Source organism: Brucella rhizosphaerae, assembly GCF_002252475.1.
In the GTDB taxonomy this organism is placed as follows: domain Bacteria; phylum Pseudomonadota; class Alphaproteobacteria; order Rhizobiales; family Rhizobiaceae; genus Brucella; species Brucella rhizosphaerae.
Window position 1 is genome coordinate 38,910 of record NZ_NNRK01000031.1, and the last position, 17,375, is coordinate 56,284.

Sequence of the window (17,375 nt, forward strand, 5' to 3'; positions counted from 1 at the left end):
CCCGCAGAAGCGGGAACACCTCACCCTCAGCCTGGACAGCTGGTCGACTGATTGTTGAGCCCTTGCTTGAGCTGCTCAAACCGCGTGGTGGTCTTCGTGCCATCACGTGTGACGCGCAACACATACATGCTGTCGAAGTCATCGCCGGGCCACTTGGGCACGAGAGCTTTGTCACCCCCGCTGTCCTTCACGATGTTTCTGGCAAGTTTCACGAGTTGCTTATGCTCCCAGCCAACCAAAACGGTGGCACCGCGATAGTCCGGCTGAGCGAGAGTGGCTTGTAGCTCCTCAATATCCTTGAAGCCAAAGCGCGTATCAACAGGCATTCCAAATTTAATGGCCGTCGGCTCGACCGTGGCAAGTGGGCGATTATAAGAATAGATCGCGCCTTTGTCTTCCTTGAGTTGAGCGGGATTGGGCGCAAAGATAAAATCCGGCTTGCCAAACTTCTGCGCGATCACCGTTGGCAGTTTCAGCGCACGATTGAGGCCCTGACAGTTGAGCTGCCCCAGCCCCTGTTCAGGCTTTTCACCATGTCGCAGCATGATAATGGTTTCAGTTGTCGACGCTGCTTGCGATGCGCCGATGCCCGCCAGAAAAATCAAAGCCGTGAAAACTACGCGTCGCATTAAACCACTCCATCCAAGAGCCTGTGTTATGCGCAATCTTCTAGCGCTCTCAAAGGGTTTTAATTAGGTGATCTTTGGCAACGCGTTCAAATAATCGCGAACGAACAACCGAAAACCGTTTTACAGACCCTTGCTTATTGCTTAGAAAAGCCTGCCTCTCTTGCCCTGTCGCCAGCCATGGAGCCCGCGATGACGACTCTTGAAAATCCTGAAATGCAAGCGCAACTTCTGTCCGCAGCCCTGCCTTATATGCAGCGCTACGAAAACAAGAATGTCGTGGTGAAATATGGCGGTCACGCCATGGGCAACCCGGAGTTGGGTAAGGCCTTTGCCCGCGATATCGCGCTTCTCAAGCAATCAGGTATCAATCCGATCGTTGTACACGGCGGTGGCCCGCAGATTCAGGCGATGCTGACCAAGCTCGGCATTGAATCGCGCTTTGAAGGCGGTCTTCGCGTCACCGACGAAAAGACGGTTGAAGTGGTGGAGATGGTTCTCGCCGGTTCCATCAACAAGGAAATCGTTGCGCTCATTAATGCTGAAGGTGAATGGGCCATTGGCCTTTGCGGCAAAGATGGCAACATGGTCTTTGCGCGCAAGGCGCACAAAACCGTCATCGATCCGGATTCCAATATCGAAAAGGTGCTCGATCTGGGCTTCGTTGGTGAACCAGCCGAAGTCGACCGTACGCTCCTCGACCTTCTGGCCCGCTCGGAAATGATCCCGGTTATCGCGCCTGTTGCACCCGGCCGCGACGGTCATACATACAACATCAATGCCGATACTTTTGCAGGCGCTATTGCTGGCGCGCTCGCTGCGACACGCCTGCTGTTCCTTACCGACGTTCCGGGTGTTCTCGACAAGGACAAAAAGCTCATCAAGGAATTGTCGGTTGCCGATGCACAGGCACTCATCAAGGACGGCACCATTTCCGGCGGCATGATCCCGAAGGTCGAAACCTGCATCGACGCGATCCGTCGTGGTGTTGAAGGCGTTGTCATTCTCAACGGCAAGACACCTCATTCCGTGCTGCTTGAGCTGTTCACCGAGCACGGTGCCGGCACGTTGATCGTGCCGTAATGAAGAATGCAAACACCAAGCCGCCTTCGGGCGGCTTTTTCTTGATCTCCCTTCGTGACATAAAGACTTATGACCAATCAACCTGATGCTCCGGCCTTTGCTCACGTCACCGACTGGGTATTCGATCTCGACAATACGCTTTATCCGCACGCTGCCGATCTGTTCTCGCAGATCGACGTGCGCATGACTAATTATGTCGAAAATCTTCTTCAGCTTCCGCGCGACGAAGCGCGCAAGATACAAAAGCAGTTCTATCTGGAATATGGCACGACGCTGAAAGGCCTGATGGAATGCCACGAAATCGATCCGGATGACTTTCTCAGGAAAGTTCATGACATCGACTATACTTGGTTAAAGCCCGATCCCGCCCTTGGGCAAGCGATACGTGCCCTGCCCGGTCGCCGCTTCATCTTCACAAATGGCGATCGCGGCCATGCCGAACGCGCTGCCCGTCAGCTCGGTATTCTCGATGATTTCGATGATATTTTCGACATTGTTGCAGCGGGTCTGACACCAAAACCGGAACGTGTCACTTACGACCGTTTTCTCGGAGCTTTCGGGGTAGATGCGCAAAAGGCTGTCATGTTCGAGGACCTAGCGCGCAATCTCGTCGTGCCCAAGACACTTGGCATGAAAACCGTGCTCGTGGTTCCGAACAATTTTGAGCCTGCATTTTCAGAGATTTGGGAAAGCGACCCGGAATTCACCGATCAGGTCGATTATGTAACTGATAATCTGACCCAGTTTCTGGAAACCATAATTGCAGACCGATAGGCAGTTTACCGGCCTTGAAAAGCGCATCGATAAGGCGGCACACCGCCTTCTTGACAGCTTGCCCCGTCATCGGATCAGCGACGCACTGATTGAATTTCTGGTTTTTGGACTGAAACAGGCATGGGCCTGCCTTTTTGGTGGCGCGATGCTGGGCCTCATCATCCTCACACGCTGGTTCTGGCCAGAAGGTGGAATTGGGGACGGTGCTGGTTTTATCACACGCTACGACTTCCTGTTTCTGTCCGCAGTACTGATCCAGCTTGGCATGCTCGTTTTCAAGCTTGAGGCATGGGAAGAAGCCAAGGTCATCATCATCTTCCACATTGTTGGAACGGCAATGGAAGTGTTCAAAACCCATGCCGGGTCATGGATTTACCCGGAAGAAAACTTTTTCCGTATCGGTGGTGTGCCGCTCTTTTCAGGCTTCATGTATGCAGCCGTCGGCTCCTATATGGCGCGTATCAATCGCATCTTTGATATCAGGCTCAACCACTATCCGCCGCTCTGGATGACGGTGGTTCTGGCGGCTGCGATCTACATCAATTTTTTCGCACATCACTTTATCTGGGATATGCGCTGGGTGCTGTTTGCTATCACCTTCGCGCTGTACTGGCGCACAAGCATGCATTATCGCGTGTTCCGCTTTCGGCACAGAATGCCACTGCTTATCGCGTTCCTGCTGACATCACTGTTCATCTGGATTGCTGAGAATATCGGCACATGGTCGAAGGCCTGGCTCTATCCCAACCAGCGCGATGGCTGGGAGCTGGTTTCAATAAGCAAGCTCGGATCATGGTATCTGCTGATGATTATTTCAGTCGTGCTGGTGACCCTCGTGCACCGCCCGCGCGAATATTCAGAAAACGAAAACGCCCGGCCTTGATTGACCGGGCGCCTGGTAATTCTCGATCGAACAAAATCAAAGCTTATAGAAGTTCTTGATCTCGTCCCATGCTTCGTCTGCGGTATCGACAAATGTCAGCAATTCGATATCGGAAGGCGAAATCGTACCCTGCTCTGCCAGAAACTCGATATTGATCGCCTTGCTCCAGAACTCTTTGCCAAAAAGGATCAGAGGCATCCGTTCCATACGATCGGTCTGGATCAGTGTCATCGCTTCAAACAGCTCGTCCATCGTGCCAAAGCCGCCCGGAAATACACAGACAGCTTTTGCACGCATGAGAAAATGCATCTTGCGCAGCGCAAAATAATGGAAATTGAAGCAGAGTTCCGGCGTTACATAGGCGTTGGGTGCCTGCTCATGCGGCAGGACGATATTAAGCCCGATGGTTGGCGCACCGACATCGGCTGCACCGCGATTACCAGCTTCCATCACGCCCGGACCACCGCCCGTAACAACAATGAACTCGCGATAATAGGTGGTTGCAGAATATTCAGAGCAGATACGGGCAAACTTACGCGCTTCCTCATAGTAGCGCGAATTGGCCTCAAGATTTTTCTTCTGCACTTCATTTTTCGCGGCCCAGGCTTCGCCGCCCGGTTCAGGAATACGCGCGCCTCCGAACATGACCACCGTCGATTTGATGCCGCGATCCGCCAGGATCAGCTCAGGTTTAAGAAGTTCAAGCTGCAACCGCACCGGACGCATGTCGCGCCTTGTCATGAAGTCGTCGTCCATAAAGGCGAGACGATAGGCAGACGCCTCAGTCTGAGGGGTTTGCGGCACAGTGCGCGCCTGTTTAGCAGCCTCCTCGGAATTCGGGAAAGGCGTCCAGCCGGACTTCTCCATTGGGTTCATGCTCTGCCTGCTCCTTCAATTACAATGCGTAAAGATGCTTTAGCATCAATTTTGGCGCTAAACTCTTAATCCGTCTCAAATAGGGCGCTTCCCCAAAAGTTTGAAACGGTTTTCGGACAAAGATGCGCGTAAACAAACAATAGGGCCGCGCAATTCACACAACAACGCGATTGACCCATATGGTCCCTTCGCTTAATCACTTCTACGACAATTGCCGACCGTAAAGGTGGCAACCGCTTATCCTGCCAGTTCCACCCATTCCGCCATTCATGGAGACCGCTATATGACCAAGCCAGATTTCGCCTCCCTTGAGAAGGTCATCGAAAAGGCTTTTGACGAACGCGATGGCATCAGCACGGCAACCCGCGGCGAAATCCGCGATGCTGTAGAGCAATCGCTTCTTTTGCTCGATCGCGGTGAAGCGCGTGTGGCAGAAAAACAGGCGGACGGCAACTGGCAGGTCAATCAATGGCTCAAGAAAGCCGTCCTGCTTTCCTTCCGCCTCAACCCGATGGAAGTCATCAAAGGCGGCCCCGGTCAGTCTTCCTGGTGGGACAAGGTGCCATCAAAGTTTGACGGCTGGACAGCCAACGAATTTGAGAAAGCCGGTTTCCGCGCTGTTCCAAATTGTATCGTTCGTCATTCGGCCTATATCGCGCCAAGCGCGATCCTCATGCCATCTTTCGTCAATCTCGGCGCTTATGTCGGTGAAGGTAGCATGATTGACACATGGGCAACGGTTGGCTCCTGCGCACAGATCGGCAAGCACGTTCATCTTTCCGGCGGCGTCGGCATTGGCGGCGTTCTGGAGCCAATGCAGGCAGGCCCGACCATCATCGAAGACAACTGCTTCATCGGCGCTCGTTCTGAAGTCGTCGAAGGCTGTATCGTTCGCGAAGGTGCCGTACTCGGCATGGGCGTATACATCGGCAAATCAACCAAGATCGTTGATCGTGCAACCGGCGAAATCTTCTACGGCGAAGTGCCCCCTTACTCGGTTGTTGTTGCTGGCACCATGCCAGGCAAAAATGTTCCGGGCGAAAACTGGGGGCCAAGCCTCTATTGCGCAGTGATCGTCAAGCGTGTCGATGAGAAGACCCGCTCCAAGACTTCAATCAACGAATTGCTCCGCGACTGATTATCCAGCGCCGCGAAACAAAAAAGGCGAAGCCCAAAAGCTTCGCCTTTTCTTCAAGGATTTCCAGAAATATTAGTTCTGGTAGCTCGAAGGCGATGCATCGCCGAAGCGGTGTGCAGAACCGTCGCTATAGGTCTGGCCCTGAGTCTGGATCGAAGCAGGAGCAGTGTAATCTACGCCCTGAGTTGCCACAGGTGTGCGGTCGTTTGCATAAAGATCAGCTGGTTCACCAACACGTGGGTTTTCAGCGAAAGCAGCACCGGCGCTAAGGGCAACGGCTACGGCAGCAAGAGCAAACTTCTTCATTTTCATAATCCTTCTATCACCCCATCGGATGGCAACTTGCCTTTCCCTTCGGGGACTCCGGGATGGCATGAAGCCATCCTCCGGGGAGATTCGTTAATATCGTTGAGTATTTCAAATCCGGTAATGAGAACCTTGGGAGGCCGCACTCACTACCTTCTTTTTTGCTATCCCGATCTGGAATTAAAGTCTTCGATCAGACCGGAATAGCAAAGCTTTCAGTCGAACTCTTAGTTCGAGAAGCTGGAAGGCGAAGCATCACCGAAACGGTTTGCCGAACCATCCATGTAGGTCGACTGGCCAATTGCTGCAGTCGCGGTATGATCAACGCGCTGAGTAGCAACTGGAGTACGATCATTTGCATAAAGATCAGCTGGCTCACCTACGCGTGGGTTTTCAGCAAAAGCAGCACCGGCGCTAAGAGCGAGAGCAGCAGCAGCAGCAGCAAGAATGAACTTATTCATTTTCTATCTCCTTAGTCTGTGGCCGACGTACTATGCGTCGTCCTCATGCATCTCAAATGGGTGACAGTGGGAGAAAGTTCCAGTCACGAAAATGTTTTCTTAATCACACATTCGTGCTCCCAATTTTTTAAAAACTGGTCAAAATATAGAAAATTATATATATTAAACAATATATTGGGTCATATATCAGCATTCACAGATCTGTTATATGGGTACTTTTGTTCATTTTTGTCGAACAGTCTGTTTGCTTTCACTGTATAATAATAGCGAACAATGAGGCGCATTGGCGACAATTGTGTGGCTGATAGTTTCAAGGGCGGTATGATCTCAAAATCAGAAAATAAGCCTTCGAAACCAGCAGAGCCGCAGCCGGGTCACTCACAATTAAAAAAGGGGCGCAGAATGCGACCCCATCTGAGCACATCCCGAAAACTCTAAACTGGCTTTCGGACTAAGATGCACATCATAACAAAAGCACAAAACGCCGATCCAATTTTATCGGACCGTCGCAAAAAATTTTGCGATCAAAGATCAGCGACTTCCAGCCTCGACAAAAGGACAGGCCAGCTTCAGTTATTGGCTACAGCCATCGAACGCCCGGCTATCGAAACCCACTGACCAGAATTGGCTGGCGATTGCATCTTGATATAACGATAGGAAGTCTTCTCCACCGGCAGAACTTCTCCACGCATATTGTCGAGAATATAATCCCCGTGATCCGTCCGTGCGGTCAGCACGATATGGGGCTCACTGCCCTGCACCATCGTAATAAGAAGTTGTGACGGGCTGATCCCACGTGCCATGAGTTTGGCGCGCTTCAACAGCACATAATCTTCGCAGTCACCCTTACCGTTCCGAGGAATGGTCCAGTAATCGCGTTTGCCATAATTATCCTGATCGGAAACCGGCTTGATCGCAGCATTGGCAGATGCATTCACGCTTTGCAGCATTCGCATGCGATCAGGCGTCAACTTCATCGGCGCAAGCACACGATGGGCTCCGCAATCGCGCGGTGTGCGCTTGCAATAATCAAGATGACCATATGGAATACTGGTAATCCCGCCCGCTTCACTCCATTGTGCTGCCTTGGCCGGCGCCAGCGTCGCCCCGGATAAAGCCATTATACCTGCTGCCGCAGAGATCAGTGAGCGCATGATGGATTCCCATTTTTAAAACGTCCCCTAGAACAATTCCCTGGTGACCGGTCCGTTTTCCGGATCTCGTTATCAACCTTTTTTTAACTAACGATGACAAAGGCCCCTTGGTCAAGGAAATTTCATTCCCGAATTGCAACGAATTGAGAAAAGCCGCGATAAACCTCAATGCGTAGTGTTTACCCAGTTATGGGATTGTTGTTTCATCTGGGCGCTTCCCGATCTAATCTCAAGCCCATACGATTCTCAGAATAAAGCTGTGACACCATGAGCCTGCCTACCAATCCTGCCGAAAACCTCGCCGCCCTTATTCGCTGTCCGTCGGTTACGCCCGCTGAAGGTGGCGCACTGACGGCACTTGAAGGCATGCTTGCACCGATGGGCTTTTCCATCCAGCGCCCGGTCTTTACCGACAAGGACACGCCGGATATTGAAAATCTCTATGCACGTAAGTCTGGCAATGGCGCTCATCTGATGTTTGCTGGCCATACCGATGTGGTACCTCCCGGCGATGAAGCCGACTGGAAACACCCGCCCTTCTCGGCAGCCATTGAAGACGGCATTATGTATGGTCGCGGCGCAGTCGACATGAAAGGTGGCATTGCCTGCTTTGTTGCAGCGGTCGCGCGTCATGTGGAGAACCACGGAAGCCTTAAGGGCAGCATCTCCTTCCTCATTACGGGTGACGAAGAAGGCCCTGCGATCAACGGCACCGAAAAGCTGCTGAAATGGGCCAGGGATCGCGGCGAAAGCTGGGATGCATCACTCGTTGGCGAACCAACAAACCCCAATGCACTTGGCGATATGATCAAGATCGGACGCCGTGGCTCACTGTCCGGCACGATTACCGTTCATGGCGTGCAGGGCCACGCCGCTTATCCGCATCTTGCAGAAAATCCAGTGCGAGGCATTACAACGCTTGTCGATAGCCTGCTTTATCCGGCTTTTGATGAAGGAACAGCGGATTTTCAGGCCAGCAACCTTGAAGTGACAACCGTCGATGTTGGCAACAAAGCCACCAATGTCATTGCCAATAAGGCAAGTGCGTCCTTCAATATCCGCTTCAACGACACATGGACGGCTGAAAGCCTGCAGGCGGAGATCATCGCACGTCTTGAAAAGGCGTCACGCAATGATCGCCTGCGCCCGGGTCGCGAAACTCCGATCAATTATGAACTGACCTGGCGCGAAAATCCGAGCCATGTCTTTTTGACCCGTGACGAGAAGCTGATCGGCACGCTGACTTCATCTGTGGAAGCGGTAACCGGCAAGCGTCCCAATCTCTCGACGTCGGGCGGCACGTCCGATGCACGCTTCATCAAGGACTACTGTCCAGTGGTCGAGTTTGGCCTTGTCGGGCAGACCATGCACATGGTTGACGAACGTGTCGCGGTTGCTGATCTTGAAGGCCTCACACAGATTTACGAACGTTTCATCACTGATTTCTTCGGATAAGGAACTTCATGCCCAGTCTGGATGATATTTTCAGATATTTCACGGGCGTCTGGAAGATGATGCTTGGCCGCAAAGACGGCCTTGCATACCTTGATATCTCTGCAGAAGATTTCTGGGCATCTTTCTATGCGATTGTCATCGCCCTTCCTCCGCTTTTGGCAACATGGGTTGCCTATGCTGCGGACCTGACCGCCGGTCGCGATGAAGCAGGCTTGCGCCTCGCCATCGTCATCCGCGCGGCGTTCGTCGATCTTTCCGCATGGGTGATACCGCTTGTCATTATTGGGATCATTGCCCGACGCATCGGCATATCGAAGCGTTACGCGGCCTATGTTATCGCAACCAACTGGGGCAGCGCTTTGCTGTCCTGGCTTTTCGCTCCGATCACGCTGCTGCAGCTGTTCTTTCCGGGCTTTCTCGATGTTGCGACGCTGTTTGCGATCGTTCTGTTCGCCATATCCGTGATATTGAGCTATCGCCTGACATTCATTGTCCTGCAACGCCCACATGCTTATGTCGCGCCGTTCTTTGCCTGCGTATTCTTTGGCTCACTGTTTATTACAGTGTTCCTGCAGCAGCTTTTCGGCATAGGGATTAGCGCGCAGACGTTTTAAAACGGAAATGGGTAGTCGACGCCGACGAGATAAAGGCCGTAAGGCGGGGCAACCTGACCGCAAGCTTTACGGTCCTTGGCTTCCAAAGCAGCCTGTAAATCATCTGCCGTCCAGCGACCCACGCCCACTTCCATGAGACTGCCCGCAAAGGATCGCACCTGATTGTGCAGGAACGAGCGGGCAGAGACCCGCATTTCCACATAGTCACCTGTGCGCGTGATATCGAGCCGGTCGAGCGTTTTCACCGGGCTCTTGGCCTGGCATTGCGTAGCGCGGAAGGTTGTAAAGTCATGCTCGCCCAAAAGCCGCTTTGCGGCCTCGTGCATCGCTTCATGATCAAGACGCTTCTGCACCCACCAAACGCGCTGATAATCAATCGCCAACGGCGAACGGCGGTTATGAATGCGATAGAGATAATGGCGGGCACGCGCTGAAAAGCGCGCATCAAAAGCATCCGTCGTCTTCTCGACATTGAGAATGCTGATGCGTTCTTCGGCCATCACCAGATGAGCATTGAGTGCATCGCGCACTTTCGCTGCACCCCAATCCTTGGTGAGATCGACGTGAATCATCTGCGCTACCGCATGAACGCCGGCATCGGTGCGGCCAGCCGCACTCAATGTGAGATCTTCACCGCAAAACTTTTTGAACGCCTGTTCAATCGCATTCTGCACGGCATGGCCGTTTTCCTGCCGCTGCCAGCCGACATAGGGCGTGCCATCATATTCGACGGTGATTTTATAACGAGGCACCGCTCAGAGAACCTTCGTAATCTGCGCGCCGCGCAGAAACTCTTGTGCCGCCAAAGGTTTACCGCCAGAACGTTGCAGCATCACAAGCCGGACTGCACCATCCCCGCAGGCAACGGTCAATCGGTCATCAAGTACCGTACCCGGCACACCGCTGCCCTCACCCATCGTAGAACGCTGTAGTTTCACGCGTTCAACCGCACCATTGATTTCCATCTCGCACCAGGCGCCCGGAAACGGCGACAAGCCGCGAATGGTATTGTGCACGTGCCTGGCAGGCTTCGACCAATCGACGCGGGCTTCGGCCTTGTCGATCTTGGCAGCATAAGTAACGCCTTCTTCAGCCTGTGGCTGAAGCGTAAGGCTTTCACGTTCAAGAGCACCCAGCGCACGCACCATCAGGTCGGCACCAATCATGCTCAAACGATCATGCAATTCACCCGCCGACATATCCGGCGTAATGGCAACCTTTTCCGCCATGGCAACAGGGCCGGTATCCAGCCCCGCATCCATCTTCATGATCATCATGCCGGTTTCAGTATCACCTGACATGATAGCACGCTGAATAGGTGCAGCACCACGCCAGCGCGGCAAAAGCGAGGCATGGCCATTGTAACAACCAAGACGCGGTGCATCGAGAATAGCTTGTGGCAACAGCAGGCCATAGGCCACAACAATCGCAACATCGGCTTCGAGGCTTGCGAAAACATCCTGCTCTTCCGCACCCTTAAGACTTTTGGGCGTGAAAACCGGAATGCCGAATTCTTCGGCCTTTTCATGAACTGGCGATTTGGTCAGCTCGAGCCCGCGACGACCTGCCGGGCGTGGCGGCTGCGTATAGACCGCGACCACCTCATAGCCCTGCCCGATAATTGCAGTCAGAATCGGCACTGAGAAGTCTGGCGTGCCCATGAAGACAATACGCATCACAGAACCTTTTTCGTAGCGCGCTGGCTTGCGAGCTTCCTGAACTTCTTGATGACCATATCGCGCTTGAGCTTGGAGATATGATCAATGAACAGCACACCATTGAGATGGTCAATTTCATGCTGCAAACAGGTGGCCATCAGACCATCGGCGTCCATCGAATGTGGCTTGCCGTCAGCATCGAAATAATTGACCTTGATGGTCGCAGGCCGTTCAACTTCCGCATAATAATCCGGGATCGACAAACAGCCTTCCTCATAGACGCTGCGCTCGTCAGACGAGGCAACAATCTCGGGATTTATAAAGACGTGCGGGGCTTTCGCCTCATCTTCCTTGGCAATGTCGATCACCAGCATGCGCAAGGGTTCGCCCACCTGAATGGCGGCAAGACCAATGCCCGGCGCATCATACATCGTGTCGAACATGTCGCCGGCAAATTTGCGCAATTGATCATCAAAGCGCTCGACGGGCTTGGACAGTTCACGAAGAACGGGATCAGGAAGAATAATAAGCGGTTTTATAGACATGAGTTTCACGTAATCGCTCGCAAAAGAATCGTCAATTGTAACTTGCAATATGTTCTCGTTTTGATCTCATCATTGCAATACGAATCAGCTAAGCTGGATAAATGGAAAATCAGAATCTGTTGAATGAGCCGCTCCTGCAGCTCGGCGCTTCTTCGTTCTCGCTCGGAGATATTCTTCTGGCGGGCATTGTCGTGCTTGTGGTTTGTCTTGCCATTTTCCTCATTGCGGCAGCGCGCTCAGCCCGCCTTCGTGCAGTAGCGGAAGCACAGGCAGAAGATCGTGCCCGCGATGCGGAATATCGCATGTCGGAGATTCTGAAAGCACAGTCCGAGATGCAGGGTCGTATGCAGACCATGGCCGAAGTGTTTGGCTCGCGTCAGGCAGAACTCAATCAGTCGATCCGCGAGCGCCTCGACGGCATGACGCATCGCATCGGTCAGACCATGACCGAGCAGACCCGCTCGACCCATGAAAACCTTGCCAAATTGCAGGAGCGTCTTGCCGTTATCGACACGGCGCAGAACAATATTCAGTCGCTGGCAGGACAAGTGGTACAGTTGCAGGCGATCCTCGCCAATAAGCAGACGCGTGGCGCTTTCGGCCAATCACGGATGGAAGCGATCATCGCTGATGGCCTGCCGCAAGGTGCTTACGAATTTCAGGCCACATTGACCAATGGCACACGCCCCGACTGCCTGGTGCGAATGCCAAACAATTCGCCATCACTGGTGATCGATGCGAAATTCCCGCTCGAAGCATGGAATTCGATGCGCGAAACGGAGAATCCTGAGGCGCGCAAGGCTGCTGTCGCCCAGTTCCGCCGGGACATGGAAGTGCATATCAAGGATGTGTCCGATAAATATCTCATTACCGGCGAAACACAGGATACAGCTTTCCTTTTCGTGCCTTCGGAATCGATCTTCGCGGATATTCACGAGCATTTTGAAGCGATCATCCAGCGTGCGCACCGTGCGCGGATCGTGATTGTTTCACCCTCGCTGCTCATGCTGTCCATTCAGGTTATCCAGTCGATCCTCAAAGATGCCCGCATGCGCGAGCAAGCCCATGTCATTCAGGGGGAAGTGGTGCGCTTAATGGAGGATGTAGGTCGTCTTGATGAGCGTGTGCGCAAGCTGCAAACCCACTTCCTGCAGGCCAACAAAGACATCGACGATATTCTGGTATCCTCGAACAAGGTAACAAAACGAGGCGCGAAAATCGAAGCGCTTGAATTTGGCCCCGCGCCGACTGAGGAAACGCCGCAGATGCGACAGGCAGAACAGTCGCGACAGGCGGAAACCCCACCGACCCAAATGCGGCTGCGCGTCGTGGACGAAGATTAAACAATGAAACAGAAAGCCCGCAAGTTGCGGGCTTTCTGTTATTCCGGTTTCGGCTTGCTATCCGAATGTCCAAGATCACGATCAGGCCAAACAATATCGCGCAAGCGTTGCTTCAGAACCTTGGCTTCTGGAAAACCACCATCGCGCTTGCGTTCCCAGATAAGCTCTTCATTGCCCTCCGGCATATGAACGCGGACTTCAAACACGCCACCCGTACCGGGCCGTAGTGCCACTTCCGCCAGATCCTGCCCGAATGTCTGCAGCAACTCCTGCGCCAGCCACGCTGCCCGCAGCATCCAGTTGCATTGTGTGCAGTAGGTGATCGATATGCGCGGTAAACCACTCATAAAATTCATCTCTATCTCTGCCAATATTTACAGTGAAACAAAAAAGAGGCGCCAAAGGCCCCTCTTTATGTTTCTCAATCATCACCCATCTTAAGAGCCTGAATGAAGGCCTCTTGTGGAATTTCCACCTTGCCGAACTGGCGCATGCGCTTCTTGCCTTCCTTCTGCTTATCCAGAAGTTTGCGCTTACGCGAGATATCGCCGCCGTAGCACTTAGCCGTCACGTCCTTGCGCAGAGCCGAGATGGTTTCTCGCGCAACGATACGTCCGCCAATGGCTGCCTGAATCGGAATTTTGAACATGTGCTGCGGGATCAGCTCCTTGAGCTTTTCGCAAAGTACGCGCCCGCGCTTTTCTGCAGCCGAACGGTGAACCAGCATCGAAAGTGCATCGACAGGCTCTTCGTTGACCAGGATCGACATCTTGACCAGATCACCTTCGCGATAATCCGACAGATTATAGTCGAACGATGCGTAGCCCTTCGAGATCGACTTCAGACGGTCGTAGAAATCGAACACAACTTCATTGAGCGGCAGGTCATATGTCACCATGGCGCGTGGGCCGACATAAGTCAGATCAATCTGAAGGCCACGCCGCTCCTGACAGAGCTTCATGATCGCACCGAGATAATCATCCGGCGTCATGATTGTTGCGCGAATCCAAGGCTCTTCAATCGCTGCGATCTTGACCACATCGGGCATGTCAGCCGGGTTATGCAGTTCTTTTTCGCTGCCGTCTGACATCTTCAGACGGTAAACAACCGAAGGTGCTGTCGTGATGAGGTCGAGATTGAACTCGCGCTCAAGACGTTCCTGAATAATTTCAAGATGCAAAAGCCCGAGGAAGCCACAGCGGAAGCCAAAACCAAGGGCCGCTGAAGTTTCCATTTCAAAGGAGAACGACGCATCGTTCAGGCGAAGCTTGCCCATTGCGCCGCGCAGATCTTCAAAATCTGCTGCATCGACCGGGAACAATCCGCAGAACACAACCGGCTGTGCAGGCTTGAAACCTGCCAAAGCCTTTTCAGCAGGGCGACGATCTTCGGTGATGGTATCGCCGACGCGGGTATCAGCCACTTCCTTGATGGAAGCCGTAATGAACCCGAGCTCGCCCGGACCAAGATCGTCTACCTGCACCATTTTCGGTGTGAACACACCGGTACGCTCGACCGGATATTTCGCGCCTGTACCCATCATGCGGATGGTCTGGCCCTTTTTCAGCACACCGTCGATGATACGGACCAGAACGATAACGCCAAGATAGCTGTCATACCAGCTATCCACCAGCATAGCCTTCAGCGGCGCATTGCGGTCACCCTCTTTCGGAGGAGGCAATTGCTCGATGATTGCTTCGAGAACATCGGGAATGCCGAGGCCAGTTTTGGCCGAGATCATCACGGCCTTGCTTGCATCAATGCCGATCACTTCTTCGATCTGCTGCTGAACGCGCTCAGGCTCTGCTGCGGGAAGATCGACCTTGTTGAGCACCACCACGATGTCGTGATTGTTGTCGATGGCCTGATAGACATTGGCCAACGTCTGCGCTTCAACGCCCTGTGAGGCATCAACCACCAGAAGCGAACCTTCGCAAGCAGCCAGCGAACGCGAGACTTCATAGGCGAAGTCGACGTGTCCGGGCGTATCGATGAGGTTCAGCACATAGTCCTCGCCGTTCTTCGCCTTGTAGTTAAGACGAACGGTCTGGGCTTTGATGGTGATGCCGCGCTCGCGCTCGATATCCATCGAGTCGAGGACCTGGTCTTTCATCTCACGCATATCCAGTCCGCCGGTCAATTGAATGAGGCGGTCGGCCAGCGTCGATTTGCCGTGGTCGATATGGGCGACGATCGAAAAATTGCGAATGTGGTCAAGTGGTGTGCTCATGCGCGCGATTTACCAGTAAGCCGCGAAATCTCAAAGCGGTATTGCACGTTTAATGCTGGAAAAGCGGTCAGTTTCGACATCGTGACAACAAGTCCCCTTTGCGTTGTTGCCAAAAGGCGATAAATCACCGCCATAAAAGCATGCCGCAATCATTATAGTTGGCGGTATAATCAGGCTTTCATGCAGGAGTTTAGGATGAAGACCGAACCGAACGAAGTCCACAACAGGCCAAAATTGGTTACCGTTTTCGGCGGCTCTGGCTTTGTCGGGCGCGCGGTTGTAGCAAGCCTTACCAAGCGCGGCTATCGTGTACGCGTCGCCGTGCGCAAGCCAGAAGTTGCTTATTATATGGCACCACTTGGCAATGTCGGCCAGATTCAGATGGTTCAGGCCAATGTGCGCCATCGCTGGTCTGTCGAGCGCGCCGTCATGGGTGCCGACCATGTCATTAATCTCGTCGGCATTCTTTCCGAAAGCGGCAAGCAGCGTTTCAACAGCGTTCAGGTGCTCGGCGCTAAGAATATTGCTGAGGCCGCGAAGGCTGCAGGCGTCCCCTTGACACATCTCTCGTCACTCGCGGCCGATGCCAATTCGAAGTCTGACTATGCCCGCACCAAAGCAGAAGGTGAAAAGGCAGTTCTCGCGGTTCTGCCCGAAACTGTAATCCTGCGTCCGTCGATCATTTTCGGCCATGAAGATCGCTTCTTCAACCGCTTTGCCAACCTGGCACGCTTCTCGCCATTCCTGCCGGTCATCGGTGGCGGCGAAACCCGGCTCCAGCCGGTCTATGTTGGCGACGTCGCAGAAGCCGCGGCCCGTGCGGTCGATGGCAAGTTGCAGCGCGGCAGTGTTTATGAACTGGGCGGCCCGGACGTACAGCCATTCAAGCATTGGATGAAGGATATGCTCGGCGTCATCGCCCGCAAGCGCATCATTATTTCCATGCCGTGGTGGGTTGCCCGCGTGCAGGCATCGGTCCTTGGCCTTTTGCCAAATCCGCTGCTCACCAATGATCAGGTGACGCTGCTCAAATATGACAATGTTGTTTCGGAACAGGCAGCCAAAGAAGGCCGGACGCTTCAGGGCATGGGCATCACACCCGAAGCCGTAGATGCAATTCTTCCAGCCTACCTCTGGCGTTACCGCGTCGCTGGTCAGTACACCAAGACCGGCTTTGCGTGAGCATATAACGAGAATAAAATAAGGGGCCGAAAGGCCCCTTTTCTTTTGCTCTTTAATGTCGGCTTAGCCCCAGATGAAAAGGGCCGCCATTCCCAGCGCACCGACGATCAAACGCCACCAGGCGAACAGCTTGAAGCCATGACGGGAAACATAGTCGAGCAGGTGGCGCACGACGAACACACCCGAAATGAACGCCATCACAAAACCGACCACGATCAACGCGCCATCGTTGAGCGACAACATGCTGTGACTCTTATAGAGATCATATGCGAAAGCACCCGCCATGGTTGGCATGGCAAGGAAGAACGAAAACTCTGCCGCCGAACGCTTGTCCGCACCAAGTAAAAGCGCACCAACGATGGTTGAGCCGGAGCGCGACACGCCCGGGATCATGGCAAGGCACTGGACAAAGCCAATGGCCAGACAGATCGGCAACGGATAATCCATCACATCGCGATAACGCGGCTTCAATTCCAGCTGATCCACCCAAAGAAGAATAAAGCCGCCGATGATCAGCATGACGCAAACCAGCATCGGCGTTTCAAAAAGCACGCTCTTGATAAAACCATGTGCCATCGCACCGATGACCGCTGCGGGCAGGAAGGCTACCAGAATGCCTAAAACGAAACGGCGTGTTCGCGCATCGCGCGGAAAATCGGTGAGGATTTTGATGAGCTTTGCTGAGTAGACCGTCAGGATCGCAAGGATCGCACCCAGCTGAATGAGAACCTCAAAAGTCTTACCCGTTGATTCAAAGCCCAGAAAATGACCGACCAGCAATAAATGGCCTGTGGAGGAAACGGGGATGAATTCCGTCAAGCCCTCGATGAGTCCAAGAAAAGCAGCTTCCAGAAGATTATAAATTTCCATGAAGTCAGTACCTTAGGGAGGTGAGCAGGATGAAAACGGCGTGTCTTGACGAGCTGTTAAGCATGAAAATGCAAGAATAGGCGCTTAAGCGATTGCTTGTCTCCCGCAGGCATAGCCCTTATAGACTAAACATTCCGTTGAGGTGGTTCGAATCGCCTGACTGCAGAAATAACCTGC

At 53.3% G+C, this 17,375-nt stretch carries 19 protein-coding genes; 8 read left to right on the forward strand and 11 right to left on the reverse strand.

Translation table 11 applies throughout. From position 1 onward, the window contains the following. Positions 1-26: 26 nt before the first annotated feature. Complete coding sequence (locus CEV32_RS15260) at positions 27-629, reverse strand: hypothetical protein (RefSeq protein WP_094577989.1); 603 nt, start codon at positions 627-629, stop codon at positions 27-29. Positions 630-818: 189 nt separating this feature from the next. On the opposite strand from CEV32_RS15260, the gene argB reads away from it, so the two are divergent. The 3 genes from argB (at position 819) to CEV32_RS15275 (ending at position 3,366) form a co-directional block, all read left to right on the forward strand. Then, positions 819-1,709 (forward strand): acetylglutamate kinase, encoded by an 891-nt coding sequence (gene argB / locus CEV32_RS15265; RefSeq protein WP_094577990.1) that lies wholly within the window; start codon positions 819-821, stop codon positions 1,707-1,709. Positions 1,710-1,778: 69 nt separating this feature from the next. Next, on the forward strand, positions 1,779-2,483 hold the full coding sequence (locus CEV32_RS15270; RefSeq protein WP_094577991.1) for a pyrimidine 5'-nucleotidase: 705 nt from the start codon (positions 1,779-1,781) through the stop codon (positions 2,481-2,483). Next, positions 2,470-3,366, forward strand: a complete 897-nt coding sequence (locus CEV32_RS15275) for a DUF817 domain-containing protein (protein ID WP_094577992.1) — start codon at positions 2,470-2,472, stop codon at positions 3,364-3,366. Before CEV32_RS15270 ends, CEV32_RS15275 begins: the two co-directional genes overlap by 14 nt. A 36-nt stretch (positions 3,367-3,402) precedes the next feature. Here the strand turns inward: CEV32_RS15275 and CEV32_RS15280 are convergent, their stop codons facing one another. Continuing rightward, a complete protein-coding gene (locus tag CEV32_RS15280; RefSeq protein ID WP_094577993.1) occupies positions 3,403-4,242 on the reverse strand; it encodes an LOG family protein in 840 nt (279 codons plus the stop codon). Between the two features lie 283 nt (positions 4,243-4,525). Here CEV32_RS15280 and dapD point away from each other — a divergent pair, with 283 nt between their 5' ends. Beyond that, entirely contained in the window at positions 4,526-5,380 is an 855-nt protein-coding gene (gene dapD / locus CEV32_RS15285; protein WP_094577994.1) for a 2,3,4,5-tetrahydropyridine-2,6-dicarboxylate N-succinyltransferase, read from the forward strand. A gap of 72 nt (positions 5,381-5,452) precedes the next feature. Here the strand turns inward: dapD and CEV32_RS15290 are convergent, their stop codons facing one another. From CEV32_RS15290 to CEV32_RS15300, 3 genes are all read right to left on the reverse strand, one after another. Beyond that, positions 5,453-5,686 carry a hypothetical protein gene (locus CEV32_RS15290; protein WP_094578046.1) on the reverse strand — a complete coding sequence of 78 codons (234 nt, stop codon included), beginning with the start codon at positions 5,684-5,686 and terminating at the stop codon, positions 5,453-5,455. A gap of 227 nt (positions 5,687-5,913) precedes the next feature. After that, positions 5,914-6,147, reverse strand: coding sequence for a hypothetical protein (locus CEV32_RS15295; RefSeq protein ID WP_094577995.1), 234 nt, complete (start codon positions 6,145-6,147; stop codon positions 5,914-5,916). Between the two features lie 569 nt (positions 6,148-6,716). Further along, positions 6,717-7,268 carry a transglutaminase-like cysteine peptidase gene (locus CEV32_RS15300; RefSeq protein WP_208620859.1) on the reverse strand — a complete coding sequence of 184 codons (552 nt, stop codon included), beginning with the start codon at positions 7,266-7,268 and terminating at the stop codon, positions 6,717-6,719. Positions 7,269-7,568: 300 nt separating this feature from the next. Here CEV32_RS15300 and dapE point away from each other — a divergent pair, with 300 nt between their 5' ends. Then, the gene (dapE, locus tag CEV32_RS15305) at positions 7,569-8,756 is read left to right on the forward strand and encodes a succinyl-diaminopimelate desuccinylase (protein WP_094577997.1); all 1,188 of its coding nucleotides are present in this window, start codon (positions 7,569-7,571) and stop codon (positions 8,754-8,756) included. Between the two features lie 8 nt (positions 8,757-8,764). Beyond that, entirely contained in the window at positions 8,765-9,370 is a 606-nt protein-coding gene (locus CEV32_RS15310) for a hypothetical protein (protein WP_094577998.1), read from the forward strand. On the opposite strand, the gene truA is transcribed toward CEV32_RS15310, so the two are convergent. Genes truA through def form a run of 3 tightly spaced genes read right to left on the reverse strand, consistent with a single transcriptional unit; the run spans position 9,367 to position 11,573 of the window. Further along, positions 9,367-10,122: a tRNA pseudouridine(38-40) synthase TruA gene (gene truA, locus CEV32_RS15315; protein ID WP_094577999.1), complete on the reverse strand. Its 756-nt coding sequence runs from the start codon at positions 10,120-10,122 to the stop codon at positions 9,367-9,369. The genes CEV32_RS15310 and truA overlap by 4 nt on opposite strands. Before the next feature lie 3 nt (positions 10,123-10,125). Beyond that, positions 10,126-11,046, reverse strand: a complete 921-nt coding sequence (gene fmt, locus CEV32_RS15320) for a methionyl-tRNA formyltransferase (RefSeq protein ID WP_094578000.1) — start codon at positions 11,044-11,046, stop codon at positions 10,126-10,128. Further along, entirely contained in the window at positions 11,046-11,573 is a 528-nt protein-coding gene (def, locus tag CEV32_RS15325) for a peptide deformylase (RefSeq protein WP_094578047.1), read from the reverse strand. Before def ends, fmt begins: the two co-directional genes overlap by 1 nt. 101 nt (positions 11,574-11,674) lie before the next feature. Between def and CEV32_RS15330 the strand changes: the two genes are divergently transcribed. After that, positions 11,675-12,916, forward strand: coding sequence for a DNA recombination protein RmuC (locus tag CEV32_RS15330; protein WP_094578001.1), 1,242 nt, complete (start codon positions 11,675-11,677; stop codon positions 12,914-12,916). Between the two features lie 38 nt (positions 12,917-12,954). Here CEV32_RS15330 and CEV32_RS15335 read toward each other — a convergent pair whose 3' ends face one another. Both CEV32_RS15335 and lepA read right to left on the reverse strand, forming a co-directional pair. Then, positions 12,955-13,263, reverse strand: coding sequence for a SelT/SelW/SelH family protein (locus tag CEV32_RS15335; protein ID WP_094578048.1), 309 nt, complete (start codon positions 13,261-13,263; stop codon positions 12,955-12,957). A gap of 74 nt (positions 13,264-13,337) precedes the next feature. Beyond that, positions 13,338-15,146 carry a translation elongation factor 4 gene (gene lepA / locus CEV32_RS15340; protein ID WP_094578002.1) on the reverse strand — a complete coding sequence of 603 codons (1,809 nt, stop codon included), beginning with the start codon at positions 15,144-15,146 and terminating at the stop codon, positions 13,338-13,340. A 195-nt stretch (positions 15,147-15,341) separates the two neighbouring features. Here lepA and CEV32_RS15345 point away from each other — a divergent pair, with 195 nt between their 5' ends. Continuing rightward, a complete protein-coding gene (locus CEV32_RS15345) occupies positions 15,342-16,328 on the forward strand; it encodes a complex I NDUFA9 subunit family protein (RefSeq protein ID WP_094578003.1) in 987 nt (328 codons plus the stop codon). A 63-nt stretch (positions 16,329-16,391) separates the two neighbouring features. Here CEV32_RS15345 and CEV32_RS15350 read toward each other — a convergent pair whose 3' ends face one another. After that, a complete protein-coding gene (locus CEV32_RS15350) occupies positions 16,392-17,198 on the reverse strand; it encodes an undecaprenyl-diphosphate phosphatase (protein WP_094578004.1) in 807 nt (268 codons plus the stop codon). Positions 17,199-17,375 lie beyond the last annotated feature (177 nt).

Bases quoted from the DNA above. Each gene is read 5' to 3' on its own strand.
- CEV32_RS15260 (WP_094577989.1), bottom strand. From the start codon at position 629: ATGCGACGCGTAGTTTTCACGGCTTTGATTTTTCTGGCGGGCATCGGC.
- argB (WP_094577990.1), top strand. From the start codon at position 819: ATGACGACTCTTGAAAATCCTGAAATGCAAGCGCAACTTCTGTCCGCA.
- CEV32_RS15270 (WP_094577991.1), top strand. From the start codon at position 1,779: ATGACCAATCAACCTGATGCTCCGGCCTTTGCTCACGTCACCGACTGG.
- CEV32_RS15280 (WP_094577993.1), bottom strand. From the start codon at position 4,242: ATGAACCCAATGGAGAAGTCCGGCTGGACGCCTTTCCCGAATTCCGAG.
- dapD (WP_094577994.1), top strand. From the start codon at position 4,526: ATGACCAAGCCAGATTTCGCCTCCCTTGAGAAGGTCATCGAAAAGGCT.
- CEV32_RS15290 (WP_094578046.1), bottom strand. From the start codon at position 5,686: ATGAAGAAGTTTGCTCTTGCTGCCGTAGCCGTTGCCCTTAGCGCCGGT.
- CEV32_RS15295 (WP_094577995.1), bottom strand. From the start codon at position 6,147: ATGAATAAGTTCATTCTTGCTGCTGCTGCTGCTGCTCTCGCTCTTAGC.
- CEV32_RS15300 (WP_208620859.1), bottom strand. From the start codon at position 7,268: ATGGCTTTATCCGGGGCGACGCTGGCGCCGGCCAAGGCAGCACAATGG.
- dapE (WP_094577997.1), top strand. From the start codon at position 7,569: ATGAGCCTGCCTACCAATCCTGCCGAAAACCTCGCCGCCCTTATTCGC.
- CEV32_RS15310 (WP_094577998.1), top strand. From the start codon at position 8,765: ATGCCCAGTCTGGATGATATTTTCAGATATTTCACGGGCGTCTGGAAG.
- fmt (WP_094578000.1), bottom strand. From the start codon at position 11,046: ATGCGTATTGTCTTCATGGGCACGCCAGACTTCTCAGTGCCGATTCTG.
- def (WP_094578047.1), bottom strand. From the start codon at position 11,573: ATGTCTATAAAACCGCTTATTATTCTTCCTGATCCCGTTCTTCGTGAA.
- CEV32_RS15330 (WP_094578001.1), top strand. From the start codon at position 11,675: ATGGAAAATCAGAATCTGTTGAATGAGCCGCTCCTGCAGCTCGGCGCT.
- CEV32_RS15335 (WP_094578048.1), bottom strand. From the start codon at position 13,263: ATGAGTGGTTTACCGCGCATATCGATCACCTACTGCACACAATGCAAC.
- lepA (WP_094578002.1), bottom strand. From the start codon at position 15,146: ATGAGCACACCACTTGACCACATTCGCAATTTTTCGATCGTCGCCCAT.
- CEV32_RS15345 (WP_094578003.1), top strand. From the start codon at position 15,342: ATGAAGACCGAACCGAACGAAGTCCACAACAGGCCAAAATTGGTTACC.
- CEV32_RS15350 (WP_094578004.1), bottom strand. From the start codon at position 17,198: ATGGAAATTTATAATCTTCTGGAAGCTGCTTTTCTTGGACTCATCGAG.